The 26,152-nt window shown below is 64.8% G+C and carries 27 protein-coding genes and 1 riboswitch; of the genes, 21 read left to right on the forward strand and 6 right to left on the reverse strand.

What is annotated here, in order from left to right; translation table 11 throughout:
* The first annotated feature begins 3 nt into the window (after positions 1-3).
* Positions 4-1,776 carry an arginine--tRNA ligase gene (argS, locus tag ACK4TE_RS06625; protein ID WP_409910704.1) on the forward strand — a complete coding sequence of 591 codons (1,773 nt, stop codon included), beginning with the start codon at positions 4-6 and terminating at the stop codon, positions 1,774-1,776.
* A 49-nt stretch (positions 1,777-1,825) separates the two neighbouring features.
* Here argS and ACK4TE_RS06630 read toward each other — a convergent pair whose 3' ends face one another.
* On the reverse strand, positions 1,826-2,899 hold the full coding sequence (locus ACK4TE_RS06630) for a S41 family peptidase (protein ID WP_409910705.1): 1,074 nt from the start codon (positions 2,897-2,899) through the stop codon (positions 1,826-1,828).
* Positions 2,900-3,071: 172 nt separating this feature from the next.
* Between ACK4TE_RS06630 and ACK4TE_RS06635 the strand changes: the two genes are divergently transcribed.
* The 9 genes from ACK4TE_RS06635 to gcvPB all read left to right on the forward strand — a co-directional run bounded on the left by ACK4TE_RS06635 (position 3,072) and on the right by gcvPB (position 11,721).
* A complete protein-coding gene (locus tag ACK4TE_RS06635; RefSeq protein WP_409910706.1) occupies positions 3,072-4,100 on the forward strand; it encodes a hypothetical protein in 1,029 nt (342 codons plus the stop codon).
* On the forward strand, positions 4,093-5,121 hold the full coding sequence (locus ACK4TE_RS06640) for an endonuclease/exonuclease/phosphatase family protein (RefSeq protein WP_409910707.1): 1,029 nt from the start codon (positions 4,093-4,095) through the stop codon (positions 5,119-5,121). Before ACK4TE_RS06635 ends, ACK4TE_RS06640 begins: the two co-directional genes overlap by 8 nt.
* A 49-nt stretch (positions 5,122-5,170) precedes the next feature.
* Positions 5,171-5,716 carry an RNA polymerase sigma factor gene (locus ACK4TE_RS06645; RefSeq protein ID WP_409910708.1) on the forward strand — a complete coding sequence of 182 codons (546 nt, stop codon included), beginning with the start codon at positions 5,171-5,173 and terminating at the stop codon, positions 5,714-5,716.
* A complete protein-coding gene (locus tag ACK4TE_RS06650; protein ID WP_409910709.1) occupies positions 5,713-6,078 on the forward strand; it encodes a DUF6768 family protein in 366 nt (121 codons plus the stop codon). Before ACK4TE_RS06645 ends, ACK4TE_RS06650 begins: the two co-directional genes overlap by 4 nt.
* 106 nt (positions 6,079-6,184) lie before the next feature.
* Positions 6,185-6,961 carry an isocitrate lyase/phosphoenolpyruvate mutase family protein gene (locus ACK4TE_RS06655; RefSeq protein WP_409910710.1) on the forward strand — a complete coding sequence of 259 codons (777 nt, stop codon included), beginning with the start codon at positions 6,185-6,187 and terminating at the stop codon, positions 6,959-6,961.
* A gap of 53 nt (positions 6,962-7,014) precedes the next feature.
* Positions 7,015-7,106: riboswitch (glycine riboswitch) on the forward strand.
* 144 nt (positions 7,107-7,250) lie between these two features.
* Positions 7,251-8,408 carry a glycine cleavage system aminomethyltransferase GcvT gene (gene gcvT, locus ACK4TE_RS06660; protein WP_409910711.1) on the forward strand — a complete coding sequence of 386 codons (1,158 nt, stop codon included), beginning with the start codon at positions 7,251-7,253 and terminating at the stop codon, positions 8,406-8,408.
* Positions 8,409-8,429: 21 nt separating this feature from the next.
* The gene (gcvH, locus tag ACK4TE_RS06665) at positions 8,430-8,801 is read left to right on the forward strand and encodes a glycine cleavage system protein GcvH (protein ID WP_409910712.1); all 372 of its coding nucleotides are present in this window, start codon (positions 8,430-8,432) and stop codon (positions 8,799-8,801) included.
* A gap of 5 nt (positions 8,802-8,806) precedes the next feature.
* Positions 8,807-10,150: an aminomethyl-transferring glycine dehydrogenase subunit GcvPA gene (gene gcvPA, locus ACK4TE_RS06670; protein WP_409910713.1), complete on the forward strand. Its 1,344-nt coding sequence runs from the start codon at positions 8,807-8,809 to the stop codon at positions 10,148-10,150.
* On the forward strand, positions 10,150-11,721 hold the full coding sequence (gcvPB, locus tag ACK4TE_RS06675; RefSeq protein ID WP_409910714.1) for an aminomethyl-transferring glycine dehydrogenase subunit GcvPB: 1,572 nt from the start codon (positions 10,150-10,152) through the stop codon (positions 11,719-11,721). The genes gcvPA and gcvPB overlap by 1 nt, the downstream gene beginning before the upstream one ends.
* Before the next feature lie 12 nt (positions 11,722-11,733).
* On the opposite strand, the gene ACK4TE_RS06680 is transcribed toward gcvPB, so the two are convergent.
* On the reverse strand, positions 11,734-13,098 hold the full coding sequence (locus tag ACK4TE_RS06680; RefSeq protein ID WP_409910715.1) for an acyltransferase family protein: 1,365 nt from the start codon (positions 13,096-13,098) through the stop codon (positions 11,734-11,736).
* Positions 13,099-13,234: 136 nt separating this feature from the next.
* On the opposite strand from ACK4TE_RS06680, the gene ACK4TE_RS06685 reads away from it, so the two are divergent.
* From ACK4TE_RS06685 to ACK4TE_RS06715, 7 genes are all read left to right on the forward strand, one after another.
* Positions 13,235-13,582: a hypothetical protein gene (locus ACK4TE_RS06685; RefSeq protein WP_409910716.1), complete on the forward strand. Its 348-nt coding sequence runs from the start codon at positions 13,235-13,237 to the stop codon at positions 13,580-13,582.
* A gap of 143 nt (positions 13,583-13,725) precedes the next feature.
* Positions 13,726-15,099, forward strand: a complete 1,374-nt coding sequence (locus ACK4TE_RS06690) for an amidohydrolase (protein ID WP_409910717.1) — start codon at positions 13,726-13,728, stop codon at positions 15,097-15,099.
* Complete coding sequence (locus tag ACK4TE_RS06695) at positions 15,096-16,361, forward strand: amidohydrolase family protein (RefSeq protein ID WP_409910718.1); 1,266 nt, start codon at positions 15,096-15,098, stop codon at positions 16,359-16,361. Before ACK4TE_RS06690 ends, ACK4TE_RS06695 begins: the two co-directional genes overlap by 4 nt.
* Positions 16,362-16,589: 228 nt before the next feature.
* Positions 16,590-17,327: a hypothetical protein gene (locus ACK4TE_RS06700; protein ID WP_409910719.1), complete on the forward strand. Its 738-nt coding sequence runs from the start codon at positions 16,590-16,592 to the stop codon at positions 17,325-17,327.
* 22 nt (positions 17,328-17,349) lie between these two features.
* On the forward strand, positions 17,350-17,754 hold the full coding sequence (locus ACK4TE_RS06705) for a DUF1489 family protein (RefSeq protein ID WP_409910720.1): 405 nt from the start codon (positions 17,350-17,352) through the stop codon (positions 17,752-17,754).
* A 41-nt stretch (positions 17,755-17,795) separates the two neighbouring features.
* Entirely contained in the window at positions 17,796-18,032 is a 237-nt protein-coding gene (locus tag ACK4TE_RS06710) for a hypothetical protein (protein ID WP_409910721.1), read from the forward strand.
* A gap of 24 nt (positions 18,033-18,056) precedes the next feature.
* Positions 18,057-18,881, forward strand: a complete 825-nt coding sequence (locus ACK4TE_RS06715; protein WP_409910722.1) for a sulfite exporter TauE/SafE family protein — start codon at positions 18,057-18,059, stop codon at positions 18,879-18,881.
* 2 nt (positions 18,882-18,883) lie between these two features.
* Here the strand turns inward: ACK4TE_RS06715 and ACK4TE_RS06720 are convergent, their stop codons facing one another.
* On the reverse strand, positions 18,884-20,338 hold the full coding sequence (locus ACK4TE_RS06720; protein ID WP_409910723.1) for a TrkH family potassium uptake protein: 1,455 nt from the start codon (positions 20,336-20,338) through the stop codon (positions 18,884-18,886).
* A gap of 144 nt (positions 20,339-20,482) precedes the next feature.
* Between ACK4TE_RS06720 and ACK4TE_RS06725 the strand changes: the two genes are divergently transcribed.
* The 4 genes from ACK4TE_RS06725 (at position 20,483) to ACK4TE_RS06740 (ending at position 23,347) form a co-directional block, all read left to right on the forward strand.
* Positions 20,483-21,532, forward strand: a complete 1,050-nt coding sequence (locus ACK4TE_RS06725; protein ID WP_409910724.1) for a Glu/Leu/Phe/Val family dehydrogenase — start codon at positions 20,483-20,485, stop codon at positions 21,530-21,532.
* A 77-nt stretch (positions 21,533-21,609) separates the two neighbouring features.
* Complete coding sequence (locus ACK4TE_RS06730) at positions 21,610-22,443, forward strand: universal stress protein (protein ID WP_409910725.1); 834 nt, start codon at positions 21,610-21,612, stop codon at positions 22,441-22,443.
* Positions 22,444-22,462: 19 nt separating this feature from the next.
* Complete coding sequence (locus tag ACK4TE_RS06735) at positions 22,463-22,831, forward strand: hypothetical protein (RefSeq protein ID WP_409910726.1); 369 nt, start codon at positions 22,463-22,465, stop codon at positions 22,829-22,831.
* Between the two features lie 87 nt (positions 22,832-22,918).
* Positions 22,919-23,347 carry a hypothetical protein gene (locus ACK4TE_RS06740; protein WP_409910727.1) on the forward strand — a complete coding sequence of 143 codons (429 nt, stop codon included), beginning with the start codon at positions 22,919-22,921 and terminating at the stop codon, positions 23,345-23,347.
* 47 nt (positions 23,348-23,394) lie between these two features.
* Here the strand turns inward: ACK4TE_RS06740 and ACK4TE_RS06745 are convergent, their stop codons facing one another.
* The 3 genes from ACK4TE_RS06745 to ACK4TE_RS06755 form a co-directional block, all read right to left on the reverse strand.
* Complete coding sequence (locus ACK4TE_RS06745; protein WP_409910728.1) at positions 23,395-24,690, reverse strand: hypothetical protein; 1,296 nt, start codon at positions 24,688-24,690, stop codon at positions 23,395-23,397.
* Between the two features lie 114 nt (positions 24,691-24,804).
* On the reverse strand, positions 24,805-25,341 hold the full coding sequence (locus ACK4TE_RS06750; protein WP_409910729.1) for a hypothetical protein: 537 nt from the start codon (positions 25,339-25,341) through the stop codon (positions 24,805-24,807).
* A 4-nt stretch (positions 25,342-25,345) separates the two neighbouring features.
* The gene (locus ACK4TE_RS06755) at positions 25,346-26,089 is read right to left on the reverse strand and encodes a TlpA family protein disulfide reductase (protein WP_409910730.1); all 744 of its coding nucleotides are present in this window, start codon (positions 26,087-26,089) and stop codon (positions 25,346-25,348) included.
* Between the last annotated feature and the right edge of the window lie 63 nt (positions 26,090-26,152).

Here is a 26,152-nt window from a genome sequence, read left to right on the forward strand (position 1 = left end):
ACCATGCCCAGCCTGGCGAAGGAACTGTCGGCCGCTGCGGGGGCCGCGTTTGAGGGTATGGGGCTGGAGGCGCGCTTCGGTGAGGTGCGCCGCAGCGACAAGCCGGAACTGGCGGATTTCCAGTGCAATGGCGCGATGGCGGCGGCGAACGCGGCCGGGAAGAATCCGCGCGAGATTGCCGGCGAGATTGCCGCGAAGCTGAAGGCGCATCCGCTGGTGCTGTCGGCGGAAGTGGCCGGGCCGGGCTTCATCAACCTGCGGGTTTCGGACGCGGCGCTGTCGGCGCGGGCCGAGGGCGTGCGGGCCGACGCGATGGCGGGGGGCGAGAAGGCCGCGGGCGCGCAGGTCACGGTCATTGATTTCGGCGGCGCGAATGTCGCCAAGCCCATGCATGTCGGCCACCTGCGCTCGGCGGTAATCGGCGACACGCTGAAACGCATCTGCCGCTTTGCTGGCGATACGGTGATCTCGGACGTGCACCTCGGCGACTGGGGCCTGCAGATGGGTCATCTCGTCACCGAGCTTGAGGACGAGCAGCCGGGGCTGATCTATTTCGACGCGGCTTATACGGGACCGTATCCGAAGGAGCCACCGGTCACCATCGAGGATCTCGGCCGGCTTTATCCGCAGGCCTCCAACAAGGCGAAGGCGGACGAGGCGCGTAACGAGCGCTCGCAGAAGGCCGTCGCCGAAATGCAGGCCGGGCGGGCGGGGTACCGCGCGCTCCTGCGCCATTTCATCGATGTGTCGGTGGAGGAACTGAAGAAAGACTACGGCTTCCTCAACGTCTCCTTCGACCTGTGGAAGGGCGAGAGCGATGTGGATCACCTGATCCCCGGCCTCGTCGAACGCTTCAAGGCGGCTGGGCTCGCCGAGGAGAGCGACGGGGCGTGGATCGTCCGCGTTGCGAAGGACAGCGACAAGAAGGAAATGCCGCCCGTCATGCTGGTCAACAGCCGCGGCGGCACGGGCTATCACACCACTGACCTCGCGACGATCCTTGACCGGATGGAGACCCTGAAGCCCACGCCAGAGCGCATGCTGTATGTTGTCGACCAGCGCCAGGCGCTGCACTTCGAGCAGGTCTACCGCGCCGCCGCCATGCTCGGCCTGATCGCGGAAGACAGGCTGGAACATATCGGCTTCGGCACGGTGAACGGCGCCGATGGCAAGCCGTTCAAGACGCGCGAAGGCGGCGTGCTGCGCCTTGCCGATCTCAACAGCATGGCACTGGAAGAAGCGTTCCGGAAAATCGAGGCTGCCGGCAAGCTGCCGGAGGACATGGGCGATGAGGAACGCTTCGATGTCGCGAAAAAAGTCGCCGTCGCGGCGCTGCGCTTTTCCGACCTGATGAATACGCGGACCACGAACTATGTATTCGACCTTGACCGCTTCACCAGCTTCGAAGGCAAGACCGGGCCCTACCTGATGTATGCGGCGGTGCGGATCAAATCGGTGCTGCGCAAGGCCGCAGAGGCCGGGCATGTGCCGGGCGAGGTGGCGGTGACGGAAGACGCCGAACGCGCGCTCGTGTTGCAGCTCGACGGCTTCGGCGCCGCCGTGCTCGGCGCGCGCGAGAAACGCATGCCGCACATCCTGTGCGAACACCTCTACAACCTCGCGCAGGCCTTCAGCAGCTTCTACGCGGCCCTGCCGATTGCAGCAGAAGCGGACGCCGCCAAGCGCGCGAGCCGGCTGGCGCTCGCCGACGCCGTGCGGCACCAGCTTGAGACGGGGCTCGGCCTCCTGGGCATCACGGTGCCGGAGCGGATGTAATCCCGCAGGGTGCCTTGATCGAAGCGCAATGCACCCTGCGCGTGGCACCCTATTGGTCCAGCGAAGCAAGCCCTTCCTCGGCGATGTCGCGGTGGATGCCTTCCGCGGTTTCAAGGATAGCTTCGAGGGCGAGGCGATGCGCCCGCTCCAAAGCGGCTTCGGCGGGGACTTCTATGTCGGGCTTAACGCCGACGCCTTCCCAGTTGCCGCCGGTGATGGCGTTGTTGACGATCTGCATAGGGATGAAGGCGGCGAAGCCTGCCGCAAGCGGACGATAGCCGCCGGGGGTCGCCGCGCCGGCCGTGGTCGTGCCGACAAGCGTTGCGCGCTTCATGGCCTGAAGGTCGTAGGCGAATTCCTCGGCGCCGGAGCCGGTGCGCCCGTTGATCAGCACGAAAACAGGTTTGTCCGTGTACGCCGGCGAGCGGGGATCTGCGTAGAGCGTGCGGTTTCCAGCCGGATCAATCGGATCCTGCACATTCACCGTGGCTGTGCGCTCGGATACGAGATGACCGATAACATTGGCAACGCTGGCAGGTTCGCCGCCCGGCGCGTCGCGAACATCAATGATCAGGGCGCTGGTGTCCGCAAGCATGCCCATCGCTGCAGCGAGCTTTTCGATGCTGGGATCAGCATTGAGGAACATGTTGATACGAAGGTATCCCACATTGCCGGCCAGCCAACGCACGTCGGGAATCTCGCCGCCGCGAAGACGGACTTCCTCATGGAACAGGGCGATGTCTTCCGCCGAAGGCGGCGCGTCGCTGAATGTCGCGGTCACTTCAGGGCCCATGTAACGAACGCGAAAGTGGCGATCATCGACGAGCGGTTTCACATGCGTGTCGATCAGGCTCATCAGCTCGGCGGCAGTGGCGGCGTCCCTGAAGACACCGCGCTGTTCGAGGGCTTCGATCTCGCGCGCGGCAGCGGCGCCGCGGTCCCTGAAGGCGAAACGCTCGCGCAGGACATTCGCAAGGGACAGCATGACGTCGCGGTTTTCAGAGGCGTCCATGCTGATGGCGGCGGGGTCTGGCCGTCCTGCGGGTTGGCCGCAGGCAATTGCTGGCGCCACCGCCAGCGCGATGAGGGCGGCGCAGAGGCGCGTCGATAGGTTTCTGATCATGGAGCTCTCCGATGGGTGTTCTGAGCAACAGATGCAGCCCGCGAGGCGTATGGATGCACCGGCCTGAAACTTTTTTTGCAGATGCCGGGCCCGCCGCCGCTGCCCGGTTGCCATCCCCGCCGGTCGCTGCCATCAAGGGCGTTCGTGTTTAACGGTCTGGTGGGGGCGCGCCGTGATTCTTCTGTATGCCTGGTTGCTGGCGGTGGCTGCGGTTGTGGTGGCCTATGTGATCGCGGGGCCTGTCTGGGTGAAGCGGCATTCGCTGCATTTCCGGGTCGGGTCCAAGGAGCGGCGGGCGAGCGGGGCGTATGGCGAGATCACGCTCGTCACCTTCGGCGCCGCGATGGTCTGGATGATTGACAGCGCCTGCCCGGATGTGACGCTGGCCGGCATCATCGCCGAAAATCCGACGGCGACCCTGCTGGGCCTCATCGGCGTGGGCCTGATCGTCTATGTGCACGGCATCCGTACGGCGATGGCAGCGGATGGGGATGAACGAAAACCATTGTTCTATACCTACCTCGTCTATGGCATCTTCAGTGTACTGTTCTTTGCCGGTGGCGCAGCGCTGATCGCGATGCTGGTGAAGCAGGCCCTTGCGGATGGCAGCCGGCTGCAGGCCCTCGCGCAGGCCGCTATCGGCAACCTGCCGGGCAGCGCGGCCTCGGATTCCGACACGCTGATGCGCGGTCTCGAAATGTCCTATCTCGATATCCAGCTGATGCTCTCGCAGGCCGAGAACAGCATGACGCCGGTTTTCGTGTTCCTCGCCGGCATCTTCGCCATCAACCTTGCCGTGCGCCTGACGCCGCTGCGCAGCCTGTTCATCAACAATGCCGTGTTGCTGACGCTCGTCTCCACGATGATCGGCATCATCTCGGTCGTCGTCGTCGGAACCTGGACCTATGTCGGCAGCTATGCCTCGGTGATCAGTGAATATGTCGACGCGCTGCTCGTGTTCCGCCAGAATACGCCCGACATGAAGCCGGAATATGTGACGCGCTATTCGCAGATCACCGTGGCCATGATCGACCAGAAATCAGTCCTCGCCTTCGTCACGCGCATCTCGAGCGAGTGGGGCGGTGTTGCCGCCGCGCTCGGTATCGCGCAATGGGTGGTCGAACAACTCAACCGGCCTGAGGCCAAGGAAAGCCCTGCCCATGTGGAACCTGTAAGGGAAGCCGAGGTGGCCGATGCGTAAAATCCTGATCCCGGCGGGGCTGATTGCCCTGCTGGTCCTTTATCTCACACTCGCGGGGTGCATGACTTTGGCCGACAAGAACATTCCCGTCCGGCGCGCCGCCGCCTCTGCGCCGCTTGCGGCGGCGAGCGAGCCGCTGAAAGTGATGATCTGGAATATCGGCTATTCGGGGCTTGGCGAGGAGTCGGATTTCAAGGCCGATGGCGGCCAGATGCTGCGCCCGCCTGGCAAGGATATCGTGAAGAAGAATCTTGCCGGCATCCAGGACGTGCTGCGCGCCCAGGCGCCGGATGTGCTGATGATGCAGGAACTCGCCGGCCCCGGATTCCTGACGCATGGCGTGGATGTGGCGAAGGGCGTGAAGAAGGCGCTGCCGGGCCATACGATGTTCTTCTCCTCGGATATCCGTACACGGCTGATCCCCAGCCCGTTCGGCCTGCGGGTCGGCCTCGGCACGTTCCTGAAGGTTGCGAATGGCGGCACGGAGATCGTCCGCATTCCGGAAGAACCGGGGCCGATCATGGGCTTCATCAAGCGGCGCTATCATGTGCAGGTGACGGAGCTGGAAGTGTCCGGCGAGCCTTGGGTGCTGATCAATGTCCACCTTTCCGCTTTCGATGAAGGCGCGAACACGCGCATGCAGCAGCTGCGCGAAGTGCTGGCGCTGGCGCGGTCTTACCATGATCAGGGCAAGGCGGTCGTTGTCGGCGGCGACTGGAACATGCGCCTCGCGCCGACGGATTTTCCGTACACGGCAGATGACGCGGCCCAGTTCTGGATTCACGATTTCCCGCGCGAGGAACTCGCCGAAGGCTGGCAGGTGGTGATCGATCCTTCCGTGCCGAGCGTGCGCACGAATGAGCAGCCCTATACGGCGGGCGTTAACTATACGACCAATATCGATGGTCTCGTCGTCTCGCCGGGTGTGCGGGTCGGCGCCGTGCGCGGCATCGATCTCGGCTTCCGCATCACCGATCACCAGCCGCTGGTGGCCGAACTCAGCCGGGAAGGCCGCGATTGAACCTTTTGGCCCTGCCGGACGACTATACCTCTGAAAGGAAGGTCGCGGCATGGCTCTCAGCGAATCCGACAGGGTTTACGACGAACTGCTCGTCACGCTGGTGCGCAGCGGGGATGCGCGGGCGGCGGAGCGGCTTGCCGCGCGCTGGCAGCCGCGCCTGATGCGGGCCGCCCGGCGGATGCTGGGCGACGCGGAGGAGGCGCGCGAGGCGGTGCAGGAGGCCTGGGGCGGCATCTGCCGCGGCTGGCTGCGCCTGTCGGACCCTGCGATGTTCCCGGCCTGGGCCTACGGCATCCTCACCCGCAAATGCGCGGACCGCATCCGCCGCCTCGGCAGCGACCGCAAGCGTTTCGTCGCCGCCGAATCTGTGCCGGAGCCGACCTCGCCGGACGCTGAGCCGGTGCGCCACGCCATCACCGAAGCCCTCGGCCAGCTCAGCGCCGAGCACCGCATCGCCGCCATCCTGTATTTCAGCGAGGGGCTCACCCTCGCCGAAACCGCCGCCGCAACGGGCGTCCCCGTCGGCACGGCCAAGTCGCGCATCTTTCATGCGCGCCAACACCTGAAGGACCTTCTGGAAGGAGACCTGACATGACCAGTTTTGAATCCAAGCTGAAAGACAGCCTGACGGCGGAAGACGAAGCCTTCCTCCGCAATCTCGAAGAGGGCGAAACCCTGTTCGGCCAGCTCGGCGCGACCTTTACCGGGCCGATGACGATCTGGACCGGTTTTGCCTTCGTGCTGAGCTTTGCCTTTTTCGGCATTGCCGTCTGGGCGGGGTTCCAGATGTACGCTGCCAGCGAGCCGCGCCTGATGGTTTTCTGGCTCGCCATCTTCCTTTTCTCCATGATCGCGGTCGGCCTGATCAAGATCTGGTTCTGGATGCGCATGAACCACCTCGCCCTGCTGCGCGAGTTGAAACGCATCGAGCTGCGCCTGGTGCGCGGGGCGAAGTAAGGCAGCTTCGGGGGTGCAGTGTCCGCCGCGCGCGCAAGAAACGGGTCGCGGCGGGCCGTGCGCCACCCTATCTGCATGTCTGCAACCCAGACACAGGAGCAGGCGCATGCCGACCCAGACCGAAAAACTCGCGCAGTTCAGCCGCCTGCACAGCGGCGATCGCCCGCTGGTGCTTGTGAACATCTGGGATGCCGGCTCCGCCCGCACGGTTGCGGCTGCAGGCGCGGCGGCACTTGCGACAGGCAGCGCCTCGGTCGGCGGCGCGCTCGGCTTTGGCGACAAGGAAGCCGTGCCGCTGGACGTCGTGCTGGATCACATCGCCGGCATCGTGCGCGCGGTGGACCTGCCCGTCTCGCTGGACTTCGAGGCCGGCTATGCCGCCAGCGAAGCGGGCCTTGCCGAAAATATCCGCCGCGTCATCGCCGCCGGCGTGGTCGGCATCAACCTCGAGGATGGCTACCCTGCCGGAGATGGCACCGGCATGCGGCCGCTGGAGGAAGCCGCCGCCCGTATCCGCGCCGTGCGCGCGGCCGCCGACGCCGTGCTGCCGGGTTTCTGGATCAACGCGCGCACCGACATCTGCCTCAACACCAAGCCGGCCGAACACGACGCCCAGCTTGCGGCCATCATCGCGCGCGCCGAGGCCTATGCCGCCGCCGGCGCCAGCAGCTTCTTCGTGCCCGGCCTGCGCGACCTGGCGCTGATCCGCCAGGTCTGCGCCGGCTCGCCGCTGCCGGTGAATGTGATGTCCGGGCCCGAAGCGACCGGCTACGGCCCGCTCGCCGAAGCAGGCGTGCGCCGCATCAGTTATGGCCCGCATCCCTGGCGCGCGGTGATGGCGGCGCTCACTTCCTATGCACAACGTGCGGCGGAGCCCGGCTGAGCAGCCGACCGCCCTTGCCGCGCCGCAGAATCCGGGCTAGCTGACCCCCAAGGTATCTTCTTCCGGGAGAGAGCGGCATTCGGTGGCCGCCGCCGAAGGCGCAACCGCCCCGGAATCGCTCAGGCAAAAGGGCCGGAAGAAGATCAACACGCTGGAAAGAGGCGCTTCGGGCGCTTCGCCGAAGGAGCAAGCCGGGCGTATTCCGGCGGAATCTCTCAGGCGCCAAGGACAGCGGGGGCGACGGACGTGCGGCCATGCCCGCAAACCGTCTGCTTTCCGGGATGGCGCGATGGCTGACACAACGACTGAAACCCTGCGCCGCACCGCGCTCTACGACCTGCATGTTCAGGAAGGCGCCAAGCTCGTGCCGTTCGCGGGCTATGAAATGCCTGTGCAATTCCCGGCCGGCGTGAAGGAGGAACACCTCTGGACCCGCACGCAGGCCGGCCTGTTCGACGTCTCCCACATGGGCCCGTCCTACCTCACGCTCGCGTCCGGTACGCGCGCAGACCCGGCCGCCCATGAAGAGATCGCCGCGCTGATCGAAACGCTGGTGCCTTCCGACATCCGCGGCCTGAAACCGGGGCAGGCACGCCTCACCGTACTGCTCAATTCCGACGGCGGCATCCTCGACGACCTGATCATCACCCGTCCGTATGAGGAGGATCGCCAGGGCGAGCTCTATATCGTCGTCAACGGCGCGATGAAGCAGCAGGACTGGGGCATCTTCGAAACCGCGCTCGCGGGCAAGGCCGTGCTGACGCGCGCCGATGACGGCGTGCTGTTTGCGCTGCAGGGGCCGAAGGCGGAAACCGTGCTCGGCGCGCTTTTCCCCGTCTGCGCAGAGCTGAAATTCATGGAGAGCCGCCGCGTGGTGCAGGACGGCGAAACCTTCATCATCTCCCGCTGCGGCTATACCGGCGAGGATGGCTTCGAAGTGCTTGCCAGTGCGGCCGCCGGCACGGCGCTGGTGCAGCGCCTGCTGGACGATCCCGCCGTGCGCCCCATCGGGCTTGGAGCGCGCGACTCGCTGCGCCTCGAAGCGGGGCTTTGCCTTTACGGGCATGACCTGGCGCCGGACATTTCTCCAGTTGAGGCCGACCTTTCCTGGGTCATCCAGAAGCGCCGCCGCGAGGCGGGCGATTTTCCGGGCGCCGCGCGCATCCTCCGTGAGTTGAAGGAAGGCCCCGCCCGACGCCGTGTCGGCATCCAGCCGCTGGAACGCGCGCCGGCGCGCGAAGGCACCGAGATTTTCTTCGGCGACAATGCTATCGGCATCGTCACCTCCGGCGGCTTCGGCCCCAGCGTCGATGCGCCGGTAGCGATGGGCTATATCAATGTTGCCCATGCCGCGCCCGGCACGAGGATCGACCTGATGGTGCGCGGCAAGCCGCGCCCGGCCGAGATCGCCGCGCTGCCCTTCCTGCCTGCCCGTTACAAACGTTAGTCCGTTCAAGGAGAAACCCTGATGACCACCTATTACACCAAGGACCATGAATGGATCCGCGTTGAAGGCGACACCGGCACCATCGGCATCACGGCCTACGCCGCCGGCCAGCTGGGCGATGTCGTCTATGTCGAACTTCCCGAAACAGGCGCGAAGGTCTCAAAGGGCGATGATTTCGCTGTCGTGGAAAGTGTCAAGGCAGCCTCGGATGTCTACTCGCCGGTTTCCGGCTCCGTCGTCGAGGTGAACTCGGCGCTGGCGGATGCCTCCGAGACCGTCAGCGAAGCGCCGGAAGGCGATGGCTGGTTCGTCCGCGTCAAGCTTTCTGATACCGGCGAGCTTTCCAGCCTGATGGACAAGGCCGCCTACACCGCTTACTGCGAAGGGCTCTGAAATCCATGCGTTACCTCCCATTGACGCCTGTAGACCGCGCCAGCATGCTGGCCACCATCGGCGCGAAATCCGTCGATGATTTCTATACGGACGTTCCGGAAGAGGCGCGCCTGAAAGGCAAGGTCGCCGGCCTGCCAGACCATCAGGGCGAGCTTGCCGTCGAGCGTCACATGACGAAACTTGCCGCGAAGAACCGATCGGCCTCCTCCGGCCCGTTCTTTGTCGGCGCGGGCGCCTACAAGCATCATGTGCCGGCGACTGTCGACATGATCATACAGCGCTCGGAATTCCTGACGACCTACACGCCCTACCAGCCGGAAATCGCGCAGGGTACGCTGCAGACGCTGTTCGAATTCCAGACGCAGGTCGCCGCGCTCACCGCCATGGATGTCGCCAACGCGTCCATGTATGATGGCTCCACCGCCTGCGCCGAGGCCGCCGTGATGGCCGCGCGCGTGACGAAGCGGAAGAAGATCATCCTCTCCGGCGGCCTGCATCCGCACTATGCCGCCGCCACGCGCCTCCTCTGCGAAGCGCAGGGTCTCGTGGTCGTGCAGCTGCCCGTCGCGATTGACGGCGAAGGCGATTTGTCAAAGTCTGTGGACGGAGAAACGGCCTGTGTCATCGGCCAGAGCCCGAACGTGTTCGGCACGGTGACGGACCTCTCCGGCGTTGCCAGCGCCGCGCACGAGAAAGGCGCGCTGCTCGTATCGGTGTTCACCGAAGCGGTCAGCCTCGGCATGGTCACCCCGCCCGGCGAGATGGGCGCGGATATTGCCGCAGGCGAGGGCCAGTCCATCGGCAATGGCCTGAATTTCGGCGGGCCCTATGTCGGTCTCTTCGCGGTGCGCGACAAGCTGGTGCGCCAGATGCCGGGCCGCCTCTGCGGCGAGACGGTGGATGCAGACGGCAAGCGCGGTTTCGTGCTGACGCTGTCGACACGCGAACAGCATATCCGCCGCGACAAGGCGACCTCGAACATCTGTACCAACTCCGGCCTCTGCGCGCTCGCCTTCACGGCGCACATGACGCTGCTGGGCGGCAAGGGTCTGAAACAGCTGGCAGAGCTCAACCATGAAGCGGCCATCGAACTGGCGGATACGCTCGGAAAAGTGAAGGGCGTCGAGGTGCTCACCCCGCGCTTCTTCAACGAGTTTGCCATCCGTACACCGATGGATGCCGAAGCCGTGCTGGCCATGCTGGATGAACGCGGCGTGGTCGGCGGTGTGCGCGCCTCGCGCCTTTTCCCGCACGACCATCTCGGCGATGTCATCCTCCTCGCCGCCACCGAATGTACGACGGCGGACGATATCGCCGCCTATGCTGCCGCCCTGAAGGAGATCATCTGATGTCCATGAATTCAACCGGCCGCCCCACGGCGCCCACCGCCGTCTCCGCCGCTACCGTCGAAACCGTCTCCGGCTCGCGCGGGCTTCTGCAGCACGAAGACCTGCTGTTCGAAATCGGCACGCCGGAGACGACCGGCGTGGACCTGCCAAAACCGAAGGGCCTGAAATCCCGTCTCGGCGGTGTTGCACGCAAGACGGATACCGGCCTTGCGGGGCTCTCAGAGCCGCAGGCGGTGCGCCATTACATGCGCCTTTCGCAGAGGAACTACGCCATCGATCTCGGCCTCTTCCCGCTGGGCAGCTGCACGATGAAGCACAATCCGCGCCTCAACGAGAAGATGGCGCGCCTGCCGGGCTTTGCCGACATTCATCCGCTGCAGCCGCAGGCCACCGTGCAGGGCGCGCTGGAGCTGATCGACGAGCTTGCCACCTGGCTGAAAGTGCTGACGGGCATGCCCGCTGTCGCGATGAGCCCGAAAGCGGGCGCGCATGGCGAGCTGTGCGGCCTGCTCGCCATCCGTCAGGCGCTGATCGCGCGCGGCGAGGGCGATGTGCGCAAGCGCATGCTGGTGCCCGAATCCGCGCACGGAACAAATCCTGCCACCGCCGCTCAGTGCGGCTTCATCGTCGACGAGATCAAGGCCAACAAGCGCGGCCGCGTCGACATGGCTGACCTCAAGCGCAAGCTCGAGACGTCCCATGATGTCGCCGGCATCATGCTGACCAACCCGAACACCTGCGGCCTGTTCGAAACCGACATCCGCGAGATTGCCGAACTGATCCACAAGGCTGGCGGCTATTTCTACTGCGACGGCGCAAACTTCAACGCCATCGTCGGCCGCGTGCGCCCCGGCGATCTCGGCGTCGATGCGATGCACATCAACCTGCACAAGACCTTCTCCACGCCGCATGGCGGCGGCGGCCCCGGCTCTGGCCCTACAGTTCTGTCCGACGCGCTCGCGCCTTTCGCGCCGGTGCCTTTCGTGGTGAAGGATGAGGACGGCATCTTCCGGCTAACCGAGCATACCGAAGGCGAAGCCAGTGAGAGCTTCGGCCGCATGGTTGCCTTCCATGGCCAGATGGGCATGTTCGTCCGTGCACTGACATACATGCTCAGCCACGGCGCCGACGGTCTGAAACAGGCGGCCGAGGACGCTGTCCTCAACGCCAACTATATCCAGTCCCGCCTGAAGCACGTCATGAGCCCCGCCTTCGACGGCTATTGCATGCACGAGGCGCTGTTCTCCGACGCGTTCACCGCGGACGGCATCGAGACGCTCGACATCGCCAAGGCCCTCATCGACGAGGGCTACCATCCGATGACGATGTATTTCCCCCTTGTCGTCCACGGCGCCATGCTGATCGAGCCGACCGAGACGGAGTCCAAGGCCGAGCTCGACCGGTTCTGCGACGCGCTCGAATCCGTCGCGCGCCGCGCTGCGCAGGGAGACGAAACGCTGAAAGGCGCGCCCTATCTCGCCCCGGCCAAACGCCTCGACGAGACCCGCGCCGCCCGCAAGCCGGTGCTCAGATGGGTTCCTCCGTCCCCGGAGAAAGTCGCGGCCGAATAGGCGGGCGCCCTGTCAGGCTGCCAGTCTCTCGCGGCGGCGGAAGAGGGATTGGCGCAATTCGCCGAAAAGAATGATCCAGGGTTTCTCGATGAACCGGTAGGCCAGCCATGCCGCAGGGAGACTCAGGATCAGGCCGGCGGACAGGAAGAGCAGGTTGTCGACAGGCCCGGGCATGCCGAGCCGGAAATATGGTGCGAGGGTCTCCTGCGCGCCCAATGTCTCGAACGTGCGGCGCAGGGCGGTCAGCACAATGATGTGGCTCAGGTAGAGCGAGAAGGACCAGTCGCCGAGGCGAACGGCCCATCCCATCAGCATCCGGAAGAAGGGCTGGGTTGCCAGCAGGACGGCCGGCATGGACTGCCCCATCAGCCAGCCGATCCAGAGCACGGCCAGCATCGAGAGTGCCCCGACGATCACGGCCAGAACGACCGCGTCCTGCCGGGCGATGTCCGGGCTGAAATCGCTGAGCCCCGCCAGCAGGTAGATACCGCAGGTGATGATCGCGCCGATCGTCGCCGGAACAAGCCAAGCCAGGCGGCGGCGCAGGTCGAGACCGGCCAGCGCATAGATCAGCAGTGCCGAGGGCGGGCCAAACCAGAGGACGCGTCCCCATTTCAGGGTCTCTTCCGTTTCGACGCCCTGGTAGCACAGCGCCGCGACAAACCAGAGCGCCGCCACAAGGGCGACGATACCCGGTCGCCAGATCCGGCCGGAGACAACCGCCAGACCCGCAAAGGCGCCCATGATGAATTCCATGGTCATGGGATAGAAGACGAGGTCGCGCAGCGTGCCGGCGAACGGCACGGCAAAACCGAGACCTGTGCCGGCAACGATCATCGCCCCCCATGCCGCCAGCAGGAATGGCAGGAATCTGCGCGGCAATAACAGGAATAGCGCGAAAACGGCGTAGAAATAGACTTCGTGAACCAGTGTCCAGCCGACGCCGAGAATCGGAAACTCGGGCTGCGGCAGCAGGAGGAAGGACTTGACCACATAATCGAGCGGCGGCTGCGAGCGCGAAACGGCCTGCCATCCTTCGGTCCCGCCATTCAGGCCATAGGCGGCGGTGAAGTAGATCGCCATCAAACCGGCAAAGACCCACCATACCGGATAAATCCGGGTCGCCCGCGCAAACAGGAAGTCGCCCGCAGTCCGCAGTCCGGACCGGGCCTCCTGCGTCACGAACACCATGATGAATCCGGAGATAACGAAAAACAGGTCAACGCCGACATAGCCGTTGGAAAATGCCCGGCTCACCCAGGTTGTTTCCTCAAGGCCGTTGGTCTGGGTGCTGAGCTGCTCAAGCGCCCGGATATGGTACAGAACCACGAGAAGCGCCGCGAGTCCCCTGAGTGCCTGAACGGACTGCAGTTTCATTCCGGCCCTATCGCCCTCGGGGTTACGCAACAGAAAGTTACCGAGGTGTAGCAATCGGGTAACGCTGTTGCCAGACTTTCGACACATCTTCTGGTCTACTCTGGTGCGGACACAAAAAGCGCCCATATAGCTGACCATGCCCGACGATCTCAGACAGCCTCCCCCGGAAGCCTCCTACGCTCCCCCCATCCCCATCCGGGCGCTGCGCCAGGGTGTGAATGTGGCTGTGCGTCAGGTTCTGGCTGTCACCGGGCTTGGTCTCGTCGTACTGGCGATCCCGATCGGTATTGCCACGCCCTTCATTCCGATCGGCCTGCCGATGGCGATTGTCGGGGCGGTGCTGCTTGGCCGGAATGCGGTCTGGGGCCGGCGCTGGATGGAAAGCGTCATGGCCCGCCATCCGCGCGTCGAGAAGATGGCGCCGAACTGGCTGCTGAAGGCGGTCTTCGGCCGCGAAAAGCGCGTCTTCGCCGACAAGCCCTGAGGGCTGCGCCCGGCCTGCCGGTTGTTTCCGGTGGAATGCGTTCCGGGCCCTTGCGTTCCTGTTCAAACGCCGCACAGTTGGTTGCATGTAAAACCAATTGCGGGGCTGCAATGACATTCCGGAAACTGTGCCTGGCGGCTGTAATGGCCGCTGCGCTGGCCGCGTGCCAGAAGCCGGGTACGGGTGATGAAGGCCAGGGCGCGAAGGCGCCGGTCGCCGATCCCTATCCCTCCACTTACAAGGCATACCCGTCCCAGACGCTGCTGATCACCAATGCCACCGTCATCGACGGCGCCGGCCAGCTGATCGAGAAGGGCTCGGTCCTGATCGAGGGCGGCAAGATCAAGGCTGTCGGCGCGGATATCGCCGCGCCGGAAGGCGCCGCCACGCTGGACGCCTCCGGCCGTTGGGTCACGCCCGGCATCATCGACAATCACTCCCATCTCGGCGCCTATCCCTCGCCGGGCGTTGATGCGCACGGCGATGGCAACGAGATTTCGGGGCCCGTCACGGCCGAAGTCTGGGTCGAACATTCCGTCTGGCCGCAAGACCCCGGCTTCACCCGCTCGCTGGCCGGCGGCATCACCTCGCTGCAGATTCTGCCGGGCAGCGCCAACCTGTTCGGCGGGCGCGGCGTCATCCTGAAGAACGTGCCCGCGCGCACGATGCAGGCGATGAAGTTTCCCGGTGCGCCCTACACCATGAAGATGGCCTGCGGCGAAAACCCGAAGCGCGTCTACGGCTATGGCCGCGGCTCCACGCCGGGCGGCGCGCCCTACTCGCGCATGGGCAACATGGCCGGCTACCGCGACGCGTGGATCAAGGCAGCCGACTACAAGAAACAACTCGAGAAGGCCGCAAAGAATGGCGGCGATCCGCCGAAGCGCGACCTTGAACTCGAAACCCTCGCGGGCGCGCTCTCGGGCGACATCCTCGTGCACATGCACTGCTACCGCGCCGACGAGATGGCCCTCATCCTCGATCTGTCGAAGGAGTTTGGCTACAAGGTCGCCGCTTTCCATCACGCGGTCGAATCCTACAAGATCGCCGACAAGCTCGCCGAATACGGCACCTGTTCCTCGATGTGGGCAGACTGGTGGGGCTTCAAGATGGAAGCCTATGACGGCATCCGCGAGAACATCCCGATGGTCCACGCCGCCGGCGCTTGCGCTATCGTCCACTCCGACAGCGAAGTCGGCATCCAGCGTCTCAATCAGGAAGCCGCAAAGGCCTGGTCGGACGGCCGGCGCGCCGGCATCGACGTGCCAATAGAGGTGGCGTGGCAATGGCTGTCGCTGAACCCGGCCAAGTCGCTCGGCATCGATGACAAGACCGGCACGCTCGAGCCCGGCAAGATGGCCGATGTCGTCGTCTGGTCCGCCAACCCGTTCAGCAGCTACGCCAAGGCCGATCAGGTCTATATCGACGGCGCGCTGATGTATGACCGCACCGATCCGGCCTACCTGCCGGTCATGGATTTCGAACTTGGCCATCCCGGAGAAGGAGACCGCAAATGATCCGCCGCCTGCTTCTCAGCCTCGCGGTGCTTGGCGCCGCGCCTATCGCCGCCGCCCAGCCGGTTGCCATCCATGGCGAAACCGTCTGGACCGGCACCAGCCAGGGCACGCTCACCAACGGTGTCGTGGTCATCAACAATGGCCGCATCGTGTCGGTCGGCCCGGAAGGCTCTGCGGTGCCTGCGGGCGCGACCGAAGTGCGCGCCAAGTGGGTCACGCCCGGCCTCATCGCCGCCTTCTCGCGCGTGGGTCTCTCCGAAGTCAGCGGCGTTGCGCCCACCAATGATGGCGGTGCGGCCGGCTCGGCCTTCTCGGCCGCGCTCGATGCGGGTGATGGGTTCAATCCTGATGCGTCTTCGGTGCCGATCACACGGCTCGAAGGCTTCACCCGCATCGTTGTTGCGCCCGAAGCGCGCTCGAAACTGTTCGGCGGTCAGGGCTTCGTGGCTGACACGTCCGGCCTTCCGGGCAGCATCTTCAAGCCGAAGGCCTTCGCCTTCGTCGTCCTCGGCGAAGAGGGCGCCAACCGTTCCGGCGGCTCGCGCACCGCAGCCTGGGCCGCCATTCGCGGCGCCTTCGATGACGTCCGCTTCTTCGGCGCCCGTTTCATGGCGCACAATGAGGGCAACGTGCTCACCCGCATGGACGCTCAGGCCCTGATGCCGGCGGTGCGCGGCGAGCAGATGATCCTGTTCCAGGCCAGCAAGGCTAGCGACATCGAGGCGATCCTCGACTTCAAGGAACAGAACCCCACGCTGAAGATCGCCATCGTCGGCGCCGATGAAGCCTGGCGCGTTTCCGGCCGGCTCGCCGAAGCGGGCGTTCCGGTCATCATCGATGCCTTCTCGAACCTGCCCGGCAGCTTCCAGCAACTCGCCTCCACCGGCGAGAATGCGCGGCGTCTGTCCGAGGCCGGTGTCACCGTCGCCATCGCCCATCTCGACAGCCCCGGCCATCAGGCGCGCCTCGCCACCCAGGTCGCCGGTAATGCCGTCGCCCACGGCATGGACTTCGACGCCGCCCTCGCGGCGCTGACCGTCACCCCGGCGCGCATCTTCGGCCTGACGGGTCTCGGCAGCCTCGCCCCCGGCAACCGGGCGGACGTCATCGCCTGGGACGGCGACCCGCTGGAAGTGACCTCGGCCCCGACCGCGGTTTACATCGACGGGGAAGCCCAGCCGATGGAAACCCGGCAGACCAAACTGCGCGACCGCTACCTGAACCTTGACGAAAGCGAGCGGCCGCTGGCCTACAAGCATTAGGGGAGAAAGCTGGAAAAAGCTGGAATCCGCCGGACACCCGCTGGAACCAGCGGGAAAGATTACGCGAACTTAAGGCAGGAAACTGCCCCGGATGAACTCTTGTTCAACTCCGGTAAATCTTTCCCGCCGCAGTTTCCTGCCTCTGTCATCCCCTGAAAACGGCCACTCTGCCGCAGAGCTGCCGCAATCCCCGGAGATGACATCCGCGTCTTCGGAATGGGTAGGGTAATGTTGATTGCGTTCCTGTTTTCGCTCGCAATGGCCACAGGTTCCGGCCCGATGCACTCGGCCCTCGAGGCCACCGAAGCTCCCGAAACCCTGCGCGCGGCCTTCACGGTGGAACTGGAATCCTATTCCGCCCGCTACACCTACACCTATGACCCCCGCCGCTCCCCTTCGGAGCGCTGGCAGCTGGTAGAACGAAGGGGCCAGGACCCTGAATTGGAACAGGTTGCTGCCAACTGGGCAGCAGAGCCGGCGCCCGATGGCCGCCTGTTTCCGGACGACCTGCGCGCCAGCCTCGGCCCCTCGGTCGATGTGAACACCGACGGCGCCTTCTGGCAGCTGAAATTCCGCCACCACCCCAATCACAACGACACCGAATTCGACGTCTGGGCGGCTGAACGCCTCACCGCGACAGCTTTCCTCGACCCAATCGTCGAGCGCTTTCAGCGCATCGATTACCGCCTGCCCAAGCCGGTCAAAGGCCCCTCCGGCGGCAAGCTGACGAAGTATGAGCAGAGCTATTACCTGAAAACCGAGCCACGCTGGGGCTTTTCCTATGTCTCCGGCTTCGCCATCAAGCTGGAAGCCCGCGCCGCCTTCAAGACCATCGAGCGCCGCTATGAGGCGCGCGTGACCGAGGCGAACTTCTTCTTCGCTAGCCAGGCGGCAGAGAAGGCTTTCGACAGCCAGCGCGAGGCGCGTCTTCAGATGGCGTCTGGATTCGGAGGCCGGGGGCGCTAGACTCGCCCTCATGACGATTCACATGGTCAAACTCTGCGTCGGCGCGGACACGGTCGAGGACCTGGCCGACTGGCAGGAACGGCAGATGAAAAAGCTGCCAAACCCGTTGCATCACACACGGATGATGCCCAAACGCGCCGAAGAGATGCTGCAGGGCGGCTCGATCTACTGGGTCATCAAGCGCGCGATCCGGGTGCGCCAGCGCATCATCGATATCCGCACGGTGCAGGACGAGGACGGCAAGGATATGTGCGAACTCGTTTTCGATCCCGAACTCGTGCGCACCTACGCCCGCCCCAAACGGCCCTTTCAGGGCTGGCGCTACCTCAAGCCGGGCGAGGCGCCGCGCGACCTGAATTCCGGCGAGAGTGCAGCAGATATCCCGGCAAATCTCGATGCCGCCTTGAAAGATGCGGGCGTCTGGTAGACACAGCGCCAGACCGCTGACTTTTTTTCAGGACCTTTCCCATGCCCCAGTTCGACATGATCCTCCTCACCCCGCAGGAAGCCGAAGGCGCCGATGTGCTGCAGCACACCGCCGGCAAGCCGGTGCGCGAAGGCGGCGGCGACGAAACCTATCGCTGCGGCGGGTGCAAGACGAAGCTGCTGGTGAATGTCGGCCACCATGATGCCCACGGGGTGGTCGTGAAGTGCGGCAAGTGCGGTAAGCTCAACACAGAGCCACATCACCACCACCATCACTGACCCGGCAAGAACCGGGGCGGGCAGATGACCGAGTTCCTCAGCCAGTATGGCGGCCTGCTGCTCGCGCTTGGGGCTGCCGGCCTGTTTGCGGGTCTCGTTGCCGGCCTGTTCGGCATTGGCGGCGGCGTTGTGATCGTGCCGACCTTGTTCTTCCTGCTGACGCAGATGGGCTATGGCGAGACGGCGATGCATGTCGCGGTGTCGACCTCGCTGGCGACGATTGTTGTTACCTCGATCCAGAGCGCGTCGGCACACCACAAGCACGGCGCGGTTGACTGGCACATTATCCGCACCTGGGCGCCCTGGATCATGGCGGGCTCGATCGGCGGGATGCTGGTGGCCGGGTACATGTCGAAACAGCTGATGCTCGGCGTGTTCGGCACCATCCTGATCCTGTTCGCGGCGCAGTTCTATTTCGGCCGGCCGAGCTGGAAGCTCGCGGAGGAGATGCCGGGCGGCGCGGCGCGCGCGGGCCTTGGCGGCCTCGCGGGTGCGATCTCCGCGATCATGGGGATTGGCGGCGGTACGATTGGCGTGACGCTGATGACCGTGTGCGGAACATCCATTCACCGCGCCGTCGGCACGGCATCGGGCTGGGGCGTGGCGGTGGGACTGCCGGGGGCGATTGCGGCGGTGATTGTCGGATGGGGTCGCGAGGGCTTGCCGCCCCTCTCTGCTGGCTTCGTGAACCTGCCGGCCTTTGTGCTGATTGCGCTGGCAACGATGGTGATGGCACCGCTCGGCGCGGCGCTGGCACACAAGCTGGATGCGACGCGCCTACGCAAGCTGTTCGGCATCCTGCTGGCGATTGTTGCTGTACGGATGGTCTGGCAGGCGCTGGGCCTGTAATTTCAGCCGCGCCAGAAGCGCGGGGTGAGCACCACGAACACCGCCACGAACTCAAGCCGGCCGAGCAGCATGGCGATGGAGCAGATCCATTTGCCGGTGTCGGTGAGGCTTGCAAACGTCGTCGAGGGGCCGACTTCCGGGCCAAGGCCGGGGCCGACATTCGACACGCTGGTGGCGGACGCCGAGATTGCCGCCAGCGGATCCAGCCCGGTAAAGGAGAGCGCCGCGGCGGCTGCCATGAAGGTGACGAGGTAGAGGAACAGGAACACCATCACCGACTGCAGGGTTTCCTCATCCACGATGCGCCCGCCATAGCGGATGGGCGCGCGCCGGTGCGGCTGCACCATCCGCTGCGACCAGGCGATGAGCGCCCTGGCGGTGATCTCCAGGCGGAACATCTTGATACCGCAGGAGGCTGAGCCTGCGCAGCCGCCGAGAAAGGTGGCGATCAGGAAGAGGGCAACCACCGGGTGGCCCCAGGTGTCATAGGCCGCTGTTGCGTAGCCCGTGCCGGAGATGACCGAAATCACGTTGAACACCGCATCGACCCCGCCCTGCCACAGGCTCTCGAAGGCGGAGCCTTCCAGGCGAAGCTCGTGATACACGACGATGATAATTGCAATGCCCAGCGCCAGGGCGAGGAACAGCCTCGGCTGCGGATCGGTGATCAGGGGGCCGATGCGACCCTGCAGGATGAGTATGGCGAACAGGCTGATGGGCATTGCAGCGATCGCCATGAAGACCATCGCGACATAGACTGAGGGCGTGCCGTTGAAGTGGCCGAAGGAGGCGTCATAGGTCGAAAATCCGCCTGCGGACAATGTCGTCATGGAATGGTTGATGGCGTCAAACCAGTTCATGCCGGTGAGACCGTAGAGCAGGGCGCAGACCGCCGAGAGAATGAGATAGGCGTAGCCGATATAGGCGGCGATGTCGGAGACGCGCGGCAGGAACTTGCCGGTCATGTCCGAACTCTCCAGCGAGAAGAGCTGCATCCCGCCGACCCGCAGCTGCGGCAGGATGGCCACGGCGGTGACGATGATGCCGATGCCGCCGATCCATTGCAGGATCGACCGCCACAGCAGGACCCCGCGCGGCATGTCGTCGAGGCCAGTGAAGGCCGTGGCGCCAGTTGTGGTGATGCCCGACACGCTTTCGAAGATGGAATCGGTAATCGAGTGGCCGGAAACGATGAAGGGCACGGCGGCAATCGCCGGCAGAACAACCCAGACGATGACAGTAAGCAGGAAGGCCTCGCGCTGGCCCATCCGCATCTCGCCGCCCCGGGCAAGCACCCAGCACAGGCCGCCCAGCAGGGCAGAGAAGGAGAAGGAGGCGACGAAGACGTGCGCCTTCTCGTCCCCGTCGGCCAGGTCGATCAGCGCACAGGGCAGCATCGCCACCGCAAGCAGGACGGTCAGTAGGCCGAGGGCCAGGATGACAGGGCGAAGCTGCATGCGGCGGGCACCTTACGCCCGAATTCCTGCAAAGATGTCAATGCGGTGCACAGGTCATGCCGGGACAGGTTGACGCTGCGCCAGAGGGGGGGCTAGAGCGGCCAAATAGTTTCATTTGAAACGCTTTTTCCGGACGGTCCCGCCATGTTCGACAATCCCTCCTTTGACGGCCATGAGGGCCTTCACGCCTTCCATGACGCGGCAACCGGCCTGAAATGCGTGATTGCGGTGCATTCCACGGCGCTGGGCCCGGCGGCCGGCGGATGCCGTATGTGGAACTATCCCACGGGCGACGCAATGCTGACCGATGTGCTGCGCCTGTCGCAGGGCATGAGTTACAAGAACGCGATGGCGGGCATCCCGCTGGGCGGCGGCAAGGCGGTGATCTGGGGCGATCCGAAATCCGGAAAGTCCGAAGCCCTGTTCGAGGCTTTCGGCCGGGCGGTGCATAGCCTGAACGGGACTTACTACACGGCCGAGGATGTCGGCGTGGATGTGGCAGACATGACCATCGTGCGCCGGCAGACGAAATTCGTGGCGGGTCTTGATGAAGGCGACGCGGCGAGCGGCGACCCCTCGCCGGTGACGGCGATGGGGGTCTATCTCGGCATCCGCGAAGTGGCCAAGCGCCTGTTCGGGACGGATGACCTCAACGGCCGCACGATTGCCGTTCAGGGCGTCGGGTCGGTCGGCGGTTATACCTGCGAGCATCTGGCCAAGGCCGGCGCGAAGCTGGTGATCACCGATATCGATCAGGAAGCGCTGGCGGCGGTGTCCGCGCGCACAGGGGCGGTCGTGGTGGCGCCGAATGACATCTATGATGTCGAGGCCGACATTTTCTCGCCGAATGCGCTCGGCGCGATCATCAACGAGAAGACGCTGGCGCGCCTGAAGGTTAAAGGGGTTGCAGGCGGCGCGAACAACCAGCTGGTCGTGCCGGAGATGGGCGAGTTCCTGCGCCGCAAGGGCATTCTCTACGCCCCGGACTATGTGATCAATGGCGGCGGTATCATCAACGTGGCCGCAGAAATCTCGGGCAGCTATTCGCGCGAGTGGGTCGACGCGACTCTGGCGAAGCTGATCGATACGCTGGGGGAGGTTCTGGACGAAGCGCTGCAAACCAATCAGCCTACGAACTATGTGGCTGACCGCATTGCCCGGGCGCGTATTGCCGCAGCGCGCAAGGCTAGGTAGAGTTACCTAATCCGGCCCCGGCCCTGCAGTGCTAGAAGCTGTTCCACGGTCGCAAACGGTCGGTGAGGAGGCTTTTCATGTCTGTTATCGCCATGCTGCAGGGCACCCCTGAAGTCGATACAGTCACCACGCAATCCGCGCTCGCGATTGCCCGGCGCCTGAACGTTCCGCTGACAGGCCTGTGCGCCTTGCCGGATCCGCAGACGGCGCTGATGGTTGTCTCGACGCCGGAATCTGCCGGGATGTCAGCCGCTGCGGCGACTAATATCATCGAGCTGCAACAGGAGCTTCTCGCCAAGGCCGAGCAGGCTTTCCGCGATGTCGTGACCATGGGCGCACACGGGCTCGACTGCTCCTTCGTGCACCAGGTCGGGATCGCCGAATATGCCGCTGCCAGCGCAGCGACGCTTTCGGAGGCAATCGTGTTTCCGCGCAGCGCCGCGAAGACCGGCGAGCCGCTGTCTCTTGCTTTCGACTATGTTCTGATGGATGCGCGCCTGCCGGTTTTCCTTTCCGGCAACAAGCCGTTTGAGCCAGGTGCGGTGATCATCGGCTGGGATGGATCGAACGGTGCATCGCGCGCGGTCCGTTTCCATTCGCATCTCATTCGCGCGTTCGGGGATGTGGTGATTGCCCAGAACCGGAAGGATGCTGAACGGGACGGGGCGCGTCCGGGCATCGCGCCGGGATCGCTCGAAGACTGGCTGAACCGCAAGGGTGTGAAAGCGCGCAGCGAAAGCCTGGAGGGCGAAGTCTCCAGCGCGCTCATGGCGCTGGCGTCTGGCGTCGGTGCAAGCCTGATCGTCGCGGGCGCCTACGGGCATTCGCGGCTCGGTGAGCGGCTATTCGGCGGCACGACGCGCCGCCTGCTGACGGCCGCCGATTCCCCCGCCCTCGCGCTCGCCCGCTGATTTACTCCGGAGACTGATGATGAGCCTCAGACGCATTACCCTTCAGCTTGCCCGCAATCCCGGCCTTCCGGCGGGCGATCCCGAGCAGGGCTACATGATCATTGCGCCGCTGACCGGGGCAGGCCAGCTCGACATTGAAGGCTGGCGTCAGAACCGGAAAGCCTGCCGCGTCTACCGGTTTCATCCTGATCCGGCCGAAAAGGCCGATGGCTGGCTGACGCATCGCGGCGAGAAATGGTTCTTCCACTATGATGAGGAAGACGAAGGCGATGACGAAGCCGTGTTCCGCCTCGGGGCGCACACTTTCCGCGAAGGGGAATATGTGACCATCGACCATCCCGGCCGCGACGCGCAAACCTATAAGGTGACCGACGTCTCGCCGGTCTGAGCCGGTTACCCGAACCTTAACGAGGTAGCGCAGAATTTCAGAAACATGGCAAACGCGAAATTAGCCATGCCGCGCTAAGCTGCCGGTATGGAGAAGTTCGCAGTCCCCATTGCTCTGATCGTTGGCGTGTTCCTGTATTTCACCCACGATGCGGGCTTTCAGTTCGAGCGCGCAAGCGCCGAAAAGCGCCATGCCTTTGTCGAGCGCCAGGCGAACCTTGTGGCGCGCAAGGCGGAATTCCCACTGTATCACGACAGCAAGTTGCAGTCTCTTGTGATCGCGGAAGATGCGATGCGGGCGACGTTGCGAATCCGGGTCGAGACAACGATGCGGATTGAGGGGCGGCGGTCGGCGATCAACCTCAAGGCCTGCGAAGGCTATCTCAAGTCATTCCTCGACGAGCATGATATTGCTCTGCGCCTCGAATTCTATCGCGGCCCTGGTACAATGGCCGCCATGATGACGCTGACGCCGATCTCCTGCAAACGCATGGTGGAAGTGGTGCAGAAGAAATAATTTCCATCCGTGCACGGATTAACACCCCGCCGGCCGCTTTTCTGCCTTCAGTTCCAGGGATTGAACCTGCGCACGTTGCCGGGGGCGGGCGGGACAGGTTTGTCATCGCCGGGAACATCTCCGGTGCCTGTTTCCGGAACCGGCGGCGGGTAGGGATCATTGCTGCGCATGTCCGGATAGGCATCAAGCGCGTCCGGGGGCAGGTCCAGCGTGCCGTCAATGATGATGCGTTTCGGTGGCTCGGCGACAACTGGCTCGGGCACCGGCTCAGGCCGCGGCGTAGGCGGCGCCGGCACGCGCTGGGCCGCGCCAAGGCCGAAGCCCATCGGGATCGATGACAGGGAGATCGGTTGCGACAGTGTCGGCGCAGCGGCCGCGGCCACGGGCTCGGGCGCCAGGGCAGGCTCTGCCGCGGCGACCTGTTCAGGCACCGGCTCGGGTTGAGGCTCAGGCTGGGGTTCCGGTTCCGGCGATGACGGTTCGAAGGCGCCGAACGTGCCGAACGATCCGGGTTCTTCCGCCGGTTCCGGAACGGGCTCCGGCGCTGCGCCTTTGACAATCCATTCCTCTTCGACGGCCGGGGCCGGCTCTGCCGCGACAGGCTCGTGGATGACAGGGGCAGGTGCGGGTTCGGGCTCAGGCACAGGCTCAGGCGCGGTTTGCGCAACTGGGACAGGTGCGGGCTCGGGCTCCGGTTCGATCGTCAGCACAGGCTCCGGCGCTGGCTCGGGCTGAGGAACAGGCAAAGGCACAGGTTCCGGCTCAGGCGCGGTTATAGGCTCAGGTTCGGGCGCAGCGGCGACGGGTTCGGGCGGCGCGGCGTCTTCGATCACCGGCGTCGGCGGGCTGTTGATCTTGTCAGCCAGCGTTGCCACGGCCTGGGTGATGTCGGTCTCGCTCTCGCCTTCGACCGGCGCGGTCTCATCCGTGGTTGCATCCGGCGCATCAACGGTCAGCACCGGTATGACGGGCGGCGCTTCGGCGGGGGCAGGCGCAGGGGCTTCTTCCTCGCTGGCATCCAGTCCCGCAAGCAGGGCGTTGATTGCCTTTTCCGCCCCGCGCGCATGCCGGTGCGCCTCGCGGTAAAGTTCGGCCACGAACTTGGAGTAGGGGCGGCCGTGGGCGTCCACATCGTCGGCGAATTCTTCGGGCAGGCAGGTCTCGATTTCGCGGCCCATGCCATCGGTCAGCAGCACCGCGTGCGGCTCCGGCGTCAGCACGACGCGGTAGCCTTCCGTGTCGTGCACGACCCTACCGTTCTCCCCCTCGATCCAGGCGACGCGCTGTTTGCGCGTCATATCGCTCAGCTTGTCGATGAGGCGCTTGGTGGAGGGATGCAGCATTGCGGCGTGCTTTCCTAAAATACGGCAAGATGACAACCGTGTCAGGTTAGCCCGGCCCGCTGCAAGATTCAAACCATTGAAACCACGCCCGGCTGCTTTGCCGATGCGGGCGGACTATCGGGGTGTCGGGCCGGGAACATAACGCGCCGATTCGAGCCGGGGCGCGTACCGGGCGGACGGAAAGGCGAGAATCAGCTCGCCGGTCGACAAGGCAACCGTGCAGGAAAACGGACCATCCGTAGGGGCCGGCTCGGGATTGCAAGCTTGCGCAATTTCAGCCGGAAGGTCGGTAAACGGGCTAACATTGGGCTGCAGCTCAACAAGGCCGGTGTCTCCCGGCACAAGCACGGTTACCGATCCGATGAAGCCGCGCGACCAGTCCGGCCTGAGCCGGAACAGGTCCGCATCGCTACCGGGTTCGCGGACACTGAAGATCGGGACTCCGTCTTCTTCGTCGGCGACGATGGTGAAGCCCGGAAAGGCGCGCTCGATCGATGGCAAGGTGAACGGGATTTGCCCGGATAGCCCCTCGATGCTACTGGCCGTCACCGTCACCGCTTCGGCGGGCGCGGGTGGCGGCGCGGGTTCGGGCAAGGGCTGTGTGCAGCTGGACGCCAGAAGGAGGGCGAGCAGGACAAGGGCGCGTTTCATGCCCTTAGTCTATATCGGAAGGATCCGTCGCGAGAAGGTCGCGCACCTGTTTGCGCACTTCGGCGACGTTCTTCAGGAACGTCTTCACCGGCTGGTCCTGATCCACCGACAGGTCCGTGCGGAAACCGCGCACAATGCCGTCCGGGGAGACGAGCAGGTAGGTCGGTGTCCAGCTGATCTGCAGGGCCTGCCGGATGCTGGCATCGTTATCCAGAACCACAGGGAAGCTGTAACCGGCGGAGTCGAAATAGGCCTCCAGCGAGCCGTATTTCTTGAACAGCTCTTCCGGCGATGTCCGGGTGGCGCTTGCGGGAACGTGCAGCGAGACGAAGTCGAGGTCCGGATCCTGCGCGATTGCGCGTTCGAGCGCGGCGACATACGGGCCATCGCGCACGCAATCCCCGCACCAGACGCCCCAGACATCAATCACGGTCCAGCGGTTAAGTTTGGTGGAGTCAAAGGTGCTGCCGTCGGTCACCGGCGCAGTGAACGCCGGAAGCTTCTGCCCGAGCAGGGCGTAGTGGAAGGGCCGGTCATTCACGTCACGGGGTACGCCGTCTCCCTTGTCCCCGGCGCCTTCTGGGGGCGCGAGGTTTTCGGTGTAGAAGCCGGTCGCCTCGACTTGGGTGGTTGCTTCAGTTGAGTCGGAGGATGACTCTGCCGGGCTGGCAGGTTCCTGCGCAGGCTCGGATGGCCCACAGGCAGCGAGCAGCAACGCGGCGGCGAGAGCGAACGATGCATGTTTCATGGGGCCTGCTCCGGTTGTTTCCGCCAACGTGCCATCCGCGGGTGACCGGAAAAAGGCAGCGCT

The organism is Hyphomonas sp. (assembly GCF_046313975.1).
Taxonomy (GTDB): domain Bacteria; phylum Pseudomonadota; class Alphaproteobacteria; order Caulobacterales; family Hyphomonadaceae; genus Hyphomonas.